Raw genomic sequence first — 7,751 nt, 5'->3', positions numbered from 1 at the left:
TACTTCTATTTCTGAATTACTTCCTTTTGCTCCATTTTCATCAAATTTAACTAAGTTTCCACTACTATTTTTAGTTTTTAAATCTAAAAAATCTAGTGCCTTACTAGAACTGCCATCTTCTCCAACTATTTTAAATTCAGTATTTGAACCTGTATCTTTAGTTTCTACAGTGAATTTACCTGTCATTTCACTATATGATGCTTTAATTTTACCATCGACACTATTATTTATTTTAGTTATTAAAGTATCTATAGTGTCATCAGCTTCTATAGTTATATCACTAGAGTAAATTGTATTTCCAGTATCATCTTTTCCTAATTCAAATTTAAACTGTTCTCCTTCTTTAGCTCCTAAACTTACTAATTTACTTTCTTTTTTTAAGCCTTCTATAGAAGATTGAGCTTTTGCTGTTTCTGCTAACTTTTTTACATTAAATTTGTAATCTACATTAGTAGCTCCTGCGTTCCCAGTTGCGCTTATTACACTGCTATTTGAACTTGTGATTGATAAAGTATTCCATGCACTATTGCTTAAAATAGAATCTTTAGATGTTAATGAAAAGTATTTATCATTAAAGTCAATTATATCTGACATTACTTCTCTATATATTTCTTGTTGCCACTTTACAGTTTGTTCTTTTTGTTGAGCTTTATCTATTTTTTCTTGATCTGCTGTAAGCATAGATTTTACCATTGCATCCGTATCCATACCTGTTGCAAGACCTGATAATCTTATACTACTTATACTTGACATAAAATCCCCCTACTACTTTCCTGATTTTATCTTTGCATCTACCTCATACCACATATCTCTTATTGCTTCTATAAGCGGAAGAGTATTATCTATTATAGTGATATCTTTTTTTATATTTGCTTTTGCAAGTTCATTTTTTATAAAATCATATATGTTATATAAATCTTCCATATACTTTGTGTTTTTATCCATAGTTATCATAAGTTCTAAAAATATATCTTGAACTCTAACTAACTCTTTATGCGCTCTTGCTATATCTTTGTTTAAAATAGCCATCCTAGCTATTTTTGTATATTTTACTGCACCATCTAATAACATAAGTAGTAATTGTTGACTTGATGCCATATTTACAGAATTTTGCTTATATATATTATACGGGTTAGATGTATACATACACATTCCTCCTATTTTAAAATATTTAATAGACACTCTGATGTTACAATTGCATTTGAATATTCATTTTTTACTTTTTCGTATACTTCTTTTCTAAGTATTACTTTTTCCTTAGGTGCTTTTATAGAGATTTTTACACTTGATGTATCTATTTTTTCTACTGTTATTTCTATATCATCACCTATTAGTAATGACTCACCTTTTTTTCTTGAAATTACTAGCATATTATCACACCCTATTCTAATGGTTCTTTTATTTTATATTTATCATCTTGAAGTATTAATTGTTTACCTCTATTATTTTTTATGTTTATTATTATAGGTGCTTTTAAATTTGCTGTACTGTCTTTTAATGATTTTCCTAGTGTTATTAAACATATTACTAATACATCTTTTTCATCTTTTATATCTAATTCTTTTATAAATTCATCATCTAAATCTATTTCATAGTCTTTTTTTATATCAAACGGAGATATAGAAATAAACCCTATGTTTGAATCTTCTTTTGATACTATATTATAAATTTTTTTATTTCCTTCTACTATATTCACGTTAAAATATCTATAGTTTTCAAATCCAGGTATACCTTTTTCAAATAGTATTTCCATATTAACCTCCTAATTATCTTATATAGTCTAATATTGTAGGTTGTATTAACTTAGCTCCAACTTGTATTGATGCTTGATAAATCATTTCTGCTGATTTTAGTTCTATGAATTTTTCTACAACATCAGTGTCTTGAGTTTTAGAAAGTACATCTTGTATATTTAATATATCTTCGTCATTTAATTCTTTTATTTTTTCTGCAGTACTTACTCTAACTCCAAGTGATGTTCTTTCGTTAACTACATGATCAAATAATGTATCAATTTTACCTTTTGTGTCATTAAGTAAAGTTTCTTTTGCCTTTGCAGCTGTTTGTTCATCACCATTTGCTATATCATTCATAAGTGTAGATAAATTATTTATTTCATCTAATAAATTTACAGTATTTCCATTTCCATCTTTTATATTAAGTATTTCTCCAACTGAAATATTATAGTCAATATTAATTCCACTAGATATATCAGCTTTTAAGTCATCTGTATTTGGTATTGTTTGTCCATTTTTATCTTTACTAAATTCTAATTTAACTGTTCCATCTGGATTTTCAATAACTGTAATTGGTGCATCATCTACACTACTTCCACCAAATAAGTATTTCCCACCATGAGTCGAGTTAAGCGTATCTGCTAATTGCTTTATTTTTTCGTTCATATCTTCATTTAAAGATTTCATTTCATTTTGTGAGTAAGTTCCATTACCAACTTTTAAAATAGTTTCTTTTATTTCACCAAGTAGATTTCCCACATTATCTAATGCTCCATCTGTAGTGTTCATCCAACCAACAGTTTCATCTATATTATAGTTATACTTTTCAGTATATTTTATTTCATTATTTATATTCATTATTTTTATAGCTTTATGTGGATCATCTGATACTGTGTTTATTACTTTTCCTGTACTGATTTGTTGATTTATTTTGCTCATGTTAGTTAAATTATTTTGAGTATCATATAAGTGACTTCTCACCATAGATGCATTTGTTATTCTCATATTATCCTCCTAATTATCTAACCAATCCATTTACTACAACATCTAATAAAGAGTCTATTGTAGATATTACTTTTGCACTTGCATTATATGAATGTTGGAATTGTATTAGATTTACCATTTCTTCATCAAGAGATACCCCTGATACATTAAGTCTTAAGTTATCTATTTCTTCTAATAGTTTACTTTGATTTTTTTCATTTCTTATTACTTCTTTTGTTTCGTTTCCTAGCTTTTGTACTATATTGTTGTAATAATTACCTATAGTTATATCTTCACCATCTATAGTAATTTTTTCGTCTTTTAATTTGTACATTTTTTCTGCTTTTTCTGCAGTTATAACTAAGTCCTTAGGATTATTTACTAATTTATCATTAGCTTTAATGATAGGGTCTCCATTATCATTGAACATGAATATTTGTTGATCAGTTGCATTAACAGTATTATCATTAAAATCTCTACCATTCATAACATTATTAACACCTTTAGTTAAGCCTTTTGCAAGTTCTTTTAAGTTAGATGTATATTCTGATATTTTATCAATCATATCTAATGACCCTTGAACTTCACCTGATACATTCCCAATATTTTTTAGTTCATCAAGTGTTACTTCTGTTTTATTTTCTAATTTGTCATTTATTAACTTTTGAACTTCAGTATTTTCTATATTTAGTTTGTGACTTAATTCATCAATTACACTATCTCTTTTATCCATAAGGTCATTAGGAGTTTTCCCACTTCCTTCGATAAGCTTTATATCTTTATTTAAGTCTCTAATTTGATTTATCATATCATTTATTTCTACTACATCATCATTTAGCTTTTTCTCAGCTTGAGATGATAATTTATCTAACTTTTCTTTTACGTCACTTATATTAGTAGCTAAATACTTAGCATTTTGTATTACTATATCTTTTGCTCCTGTATCATTAGGGCTTTTGCTAAGTTCTTGCCAGCTTGAGAAAAAGTCACTCATAGATCCTGATATTGCTGAATCTGATGGTTCATTAAATATTTTTTCTATATTTGTATAGTGTTGATATTTTATACTAATTTCTCCGTAGTTATGCGATTCACTTCTATATTGAAAATCATAAAATGTATTTCTTATTCTTATTACATCTGTAGCTTGTACTCCAGTTCCTATTTGCCCTGGACCCATACTACTGTTATAACCAGGATTACTGTATGCATTTTTTGCACTTTGCTCTACTCTTTGTCTAGAATACCCTGGTGTATTTATATTATTTATATTATGTGATGTCGTTTGTATAGATGCTTGGCTTACACTCATACCAGTTCCTGCTGAATGTAAACTGCCTATTAATCCTGCCATAAATTCCCTCCGAGTTCTTACTTACCTACTTTTCCATATGCATTATAAACACCTATATCTTTATTAGGTTTTATAAAGTTTATCATTTTTTTTGTGAAAAATAGTCTTTGTTTTATAAGAGTTTCATTTGATTGTTTTTGAATCTCTACCATTTTTATTGTGCTTACTATTTCTTCATATGCACTCTTTATATTTTCATCATCACAGTTTGAAACAGCATCTTTCATGCTAGTTTCACTTCCCATAATGTTTCTTCTTTGTATTTCAATTTTTGCTAATTCTTTAGATGTTTCATCTAATTTTGAAGCAATCTTGTCCATTTTTATTATATCTTTATTTATAATATAATCGTACTGTTCATCTAATAATGTAAGTAGATTTTTTAAAATGTTTTTTTCTTCATATATTATTACTTTAATTTCAGGATTCAATTAAATCTCCCCCTTAGTACGTTCTATAATCTTTTTAGCTAATTCATTTGAGTCAATTCTATAAGTATTATTTTCTATTTTGCTCTTTATTTCAGCTATTTTCTCTAATCTATCTTTATCTTCACTCGAGTTTACTTTATTTAAATACATACCTAAATCTGATATTTCAATAGTATCTTTATTGTTTGCTTTTACTGTTTGTTTTATTTCTTGCTTACTTCTTGTATATATATTTTCTATTCCTTTAAACTTTACTGAAGCTATATTCATAAAAGCCTCCTTTTTTCATTGAATCTTCTTAATTTTCATCATCTGTTTTTACATTAGATAATCTTATAGCTAGTTTATTATCTAATATCATACTTTCTCCACTTGCAATTAATTTTCCATTTACACTAATATCTAATGCTTCTTCTACTGGTTTATCTAATACTATTATATCGCCAACTTTATAATTAACGATTCTACCTATTTTTTCTCTAGTTGACCCCATTGATACAGATACATCCATTAATCCTTCCATAATATCATTTACCGCACTTAGCTGTTGTTTTTCAGTTTCCACTAACTGCTCAAATTTTACTTCATATATTTCATCTGTTTTTATTGAATTTTCCATGTTATCCTCCCTTACATATAGATATCTAATAGTAATCCATTTATTTCATCAATTTGAGATGCTATATTTATATTGTCTTTTTCTTCATAAATTAAATCTCTCGTCATATTCTCTAGTTTTTCATTTATAGTCTTTACTGTTGTAAAATAATTTCTATCCCAAAAACTTGTATTTTTATTTATATCATATATATAGTCAACTACAGATTTAAGATAGTCTTTTATTAACTTTTTATATTGTATAACATCGCCATAACACTTTGTTGCAACTAGTTTTTCTCCAGTTTTTTTAATTTCCGTCATTTGTAACTCTAATTCTTCTTTTGTTTTTGCCCTACGAGCTAAGTTAAAACTATCACTAAAATTAGCTTTTTCTTTACTACCTTTACTTTCTACACTTAAGTTTCTATTATGGGTTATGCTTCCTACTTTCATTTGACTCTCCTTTCTTTGTAGTTGTATGATATATATCTATCCCTTGTAATATTTCATAACTTTAGGCACGTAATTTTGAGTTTCCTTAGGCATTTTGTAAATATCATCTATAGATTTTACACCTCTTTTTGCCATTCTTGTTGGACCTCCATTGTATGCCATAAGAGCCATTTCTACATCTCCATTGTACTTATCTAAGTATTCTTTTATGTGTCTTGTTCCTCCATCTATATTTTGTTCAATATCAAATGGGTCAGTTACATCAAGATCTCTACAATTTTCTGGCATAAGTTGCATTAAGCCTTTTGCCCCTGCCTTAGATACACAATTAGGATTAAAGTTTGATTCAACTTTTATAATTGCTCTTATTAAGTTTTCATCTACTCCATATTTTTTAGATGATATGCTTATAGCTTTATCTATTCTTTCATTCACACTCTCGTCTTTATTTGAACTTTCAACTTTATTTGTATTTTGAGTACTATTTAAGGTTTCTAAACTATTTTCAATATTATCTAAAATATCACCTGATTGATAACTATTGTTATTTTTATTTACTTCTGATACAGCTTTAAGAAGACTTATTAAAACAATATCAAAAGCATTACTACTTGATGATGAATTACAACTACATCCACCTGTCAATGATGACATTGATGTTAAATTGCTTATACCATATATGCTGTTAGTCACTATTATCACCCCACGTAATTCTTATAATACTAATTTATACGGTAACATTACATTTTTCTTTAACTAGATTTATTATTATGATTAAAAAAAATAAGTAGATAGTTTATTTAGCTATCTACTTATTTCTTTATTTTATATTATTTTTTCTTATGTTTCTCTTATTAAACATTGATAATAATCCTAATGATCCTATTCCACTTAATGTATATGACCCTAATCCACCATCATAAGTTTTAGTATTTTCTTCTTTAATAGTATGTACTATTTAAAACAATCAGTCCTGATAAAAACAATGACGATAATTTTTTGTTCATATCTTTTCATCCTATTTTCATTCACGTATTATGCATTACAACTTTTATTATATTTCATTTCGTTCTGTTTTTATAGTATTTTGTGGTAAAATGCCGTTCTCCACTTGTGATACTTTTGCTTACAATAAATAAAGCCTCTTAAAGTACATATACTAATTTTGTATTTTAAGAGACTTTTCAAAATATATATTTAATTATGGTCGCCTTGCATTTATAAACTTTTTATCATAGTATCCTGTTAGTGTGGATTTTATAACTCCCTTTTTAGAGTTTGCTGCATGTATAAATTCATTATTTCCTATATACATTCCAACATGACTCACTTTACCTTTGTCCATAGTATCAAAAAATACTAAATCTCCTGGTTGCAAATTCTCTCTAGAGACAGCTTGTCCAACTTTACTTTGATCCTCTGATACTCTTGGTATATCTTTGCCTAATGCATTTTTATAAACATATCTAACAAGACCTGAACAATCAAAAGAATCTGGTCCATTAGCCCCCCATACATACGGTTTACCTACTTGTTCTTTTAATAATTTTATAGCTTTATCCATATTAGGATTGATACTTTCTGTATTGTTTTTTACAGATGTAGTAGTACTATCAGATATATTGCTATTTACATTTGAGTTTTGATTATTAATTTGTATAGTTTGATTGTTACTATCTAAATTATTATTTATATTTGAATTACTTTCATATATTCTATTTTGATTAATCAGTCCTGTTAAAGTTACTATCATACCTAAAGAAGAAACTCCACTGTTACTACATGAACAATCACTACTGCTACTACCTAACAATCCTATAGAGCTTTGAAGGAGTTTACTAAAAGATTCATTATTTGAAACAGATTTACTAGTATTTGAATTATTTATCTCATATAACATAGTATTTAATATAATTCTACTTATATCACTCATTTATATTTAGCTACTCTTTGTATACTTGAATATATCTACAATAAACTAAAATTCATATTATTTCTTTTAGATATTATAATGAGTAGCAACTCCTTTCTTTATTTTTATAGTATATTTGATAATATTATTATATTTATTATTATAACATACACAAGATTAAAATTTCTATCTAGTGAATTTTTAGATTTACTCGTTATACTAATTAAATATAATTCTTGAAAACACTAGAGTATAACAAGCTACTTTTTTATAGTTAAAAG

Annotated in this window: 12 protein-coding genes; all 12 read right to left on the bottom strand. The window is 26.7% G+C overall.

Annotation, left to right across the window (positions count from 1 at the left end; all coding sequences use genetic code 11):
* Window positions 1–753: flagellar cap protein FliD N-terminal domain-containing protein (locus Q5F54_RS08300; RefSeq protein WP_302334223.1), on the bottom strand; the 753-nt coding region annotated here is incomplete at its 3' end.
* A 12-nt stretch (window positions 754–765) separates the two neighbouring features.
* Complete coding sequence (fliS, locus tag Q5F54_RS08295; protein ID WP_302334222.1) at window positions 766–1,146, bottom strand: flagellar export chaperone FliS; 381 nt, start codon at window positions 1,144–1,146, stop codon at window positions 766–768.
* An 11-nt stretch (window positions 1,147–1,157) separates the two neighbouring features.
* The gene (csrA, locus tag Q5F54_RS08290; protein WP_302334221.1) at window positions 1,158–1,370 is read right to left on the bottom strand and encodes a carbon storage regulator CsrA; all 213 of its coding nucleotides are present in this window, start codon (window positions 1,368–1,370) and stop codon (window positions 1,158–1,160) included.
* An 11-nt stretch (window positions 1,371–1,381) separates the two neighbouring features.
* Complete coding sequence (gene fliW / locus Q5F54_RS08285; RefSeq protein WP_288525484.1) at window positions 1,382–1,753, bottom strand: flagellar assembly protein FliW; 372 nt, start codon at window positions 1,751–1,753, stop codon at window positions 1,382–1,384.
* Between the two features lie 13 nt (window positions 1,754–1,766).
* Window positions 1,767–2,741, bottom strand: coding sequence for a flagellar hook-associated protein FlgL (flgL, locus tag Q5F54_RS08280; RefSeq protein ID WP_281537863.1), 975 nt, complete (start codon window positions 2,739–2,741; stop codon window positions 1,767–1,769).
* Window positions 2,742–2,754: 13 nt separating this feature from the next.
* The gene (gene flgK / locus Q5F54_RS08275; RefSeq protein ID WP_302334220.1) at window positions 2,755–4,074 is read right to left on the bottom strand and encodes a flagellar hook-associated protein FlgK; all 1,320 of its coding nucleotides are present in this window, start codon (window positions 4,072–4,074) and stop codon (window positions 2,755–2,757) included.
* Window positions 4,075–4,091: 17 nt separating this feature from the next.
* Window positions 4,092–4,505, bottom strand: coding sequence for a flagellar protein FlgN (locus Q5F54_RS08270; protein ID WP_302334219.1), 414 nt, complete (start codon window positions 4,503–4,505; stop codon window positions 4,092–4,094).
* A complete protein-coding gene (locus Q5F54_RS08265) occupies window positions 4,506–4,775 on the bottom strand; it encodes a flagellar biosynthesis anti-sigma factor FlgM (RefSeq protein WP_281538210.1) in 270 nt (89 codons plus the stop codon).
* Window positions 4,776–4,803: 28 nt separating this feature from the next.
* The gene (locus Q5F54_RS08260; protein WP_281538209.1) at window positions 4,804–5,124 is read right to left on the bottom strand and encodes a FliM/FliN family flagellar motor switch protein; all 321 of its coding nucleotides are present in this window, start codon (window positions 5,122–5,124) and stop codon (window positions 4,804–4,806) included.
* Window positions 5,125–5,135: 11 nt separating this feature from the next.
* Window positions 5,136–5,558: a YaaR family protein gene (locus Q5F54_RS08255; protein WP_281538208.1), complete on the bottom strand. Its 423-nt coding sequence runs from the start codon at window positions 5,556–5,558 to the stop codon at window positions 5,136–5,138.
* A 36-nt stretch (window positions 5,559–5,594) separates the two neighbouring features.
* Entirely contained in the window at window positions 5,595–6,251 is a 657-nt protein-coding gene (locus tag Q5F54_RS08250) for a lytic transglycosylase domain-containing protein (protein WP_330644341.1), read from the bottom strand.
* Window positions 6,252–6,759: 508 nt separating this feature from the next.
* Window positions 6,760–7,491: a C40 family peptidase gene (locus Q5F54_RS08245; RefSeq protein ID WP_288525479.1), complete on the bottom strand. Its 732-nt coding sequence runs from the start codon at window positions 7,489–7,491 to the stop codon at window positions 6,760–6,762.
* Between the last annotated feature and the right edge of the window lie 260 nt (window positions 7,492–7,751).

It is taken from the genome of uncultured Romboutsia sp. (genome assembly GCF_958366745.1).
Classification (GTDB): Bacteria; Bacillota; Clostridia; order Peptostreptococcales; family Peptostreptococcaceae; genus Romboutsia; species Romboutsia timonensis.
This window is presented reverse-complemented; position numbering and strand designations above follow the sequence as displayed.

What these genes read in the sequence shown, in the direction of transcription:
- fliS (WP_302334222.1), bottom strand. Translation starts at nt 1,146, where the DNA reads ATGTATACATCTAACCCGTATAATATATATAAGCAAAATTCTGTAAAT.
- csrA (WP_302334221.1), bottom strand. Translation starts at nt 1,370, where the DNA reads ATGCTAGTAATTTCAAGAAAAAAAGGTGAGTCATTACTAATAGGTGAT.
- fliW (WP_288525484.1), bottom strand. Translation starts at nt 1,753, where the DNA reads ATGGAAATACTATTTGAAAAAGGTATACCTGGATTTGAAAACTATAGA.
- flgL (WP_281537863.1), bottom strand. Translation starts at nt 2,741, where the DNA reads ATGAGAATAACAAATGCATCTATGGTGAGAAGTCACTTATATGATACT.
- flgK (WP_302334220.1), bottom strand. Translation starts at nt 4,074, where the DNA reads ATGGCAGGATTAATAGGCAGTTTACATTCAGCAGGAACTGGTATGAGT.
- Q5F54_RS08265 (WP_281538210.1), bottom strand. Translation starts at nt 4,775, where the DNA reads ATGAATATAGCTTCAGTAAAGTTTAAAGGAATAGAAAATATATATACA.
- Q5F54_RS08260 (WP_281538209.1), bottom strand. Translation starts at nt 5,124, where the DNA reads ATGGAAAATTCAATAAAAACAGATGAAATATATGAAGTAAAATTTGAG.
- Q5F54_RS08255 (WP_281538208.1), bottom strand. Translation starts at nt 5,558, where the DNA reads ATGAAAGTAGGAAGCATAACCCATAATAGAAACTTAAGTGTAGAAAGT.
- Q5F54_RS08245 (WP_288525479.1), bottom strand. Translation starts at nt 7,491, where the DNA reads ATGAGTGATATAAGTAGAATTATATTAAATACTATGTTATATGAGATA.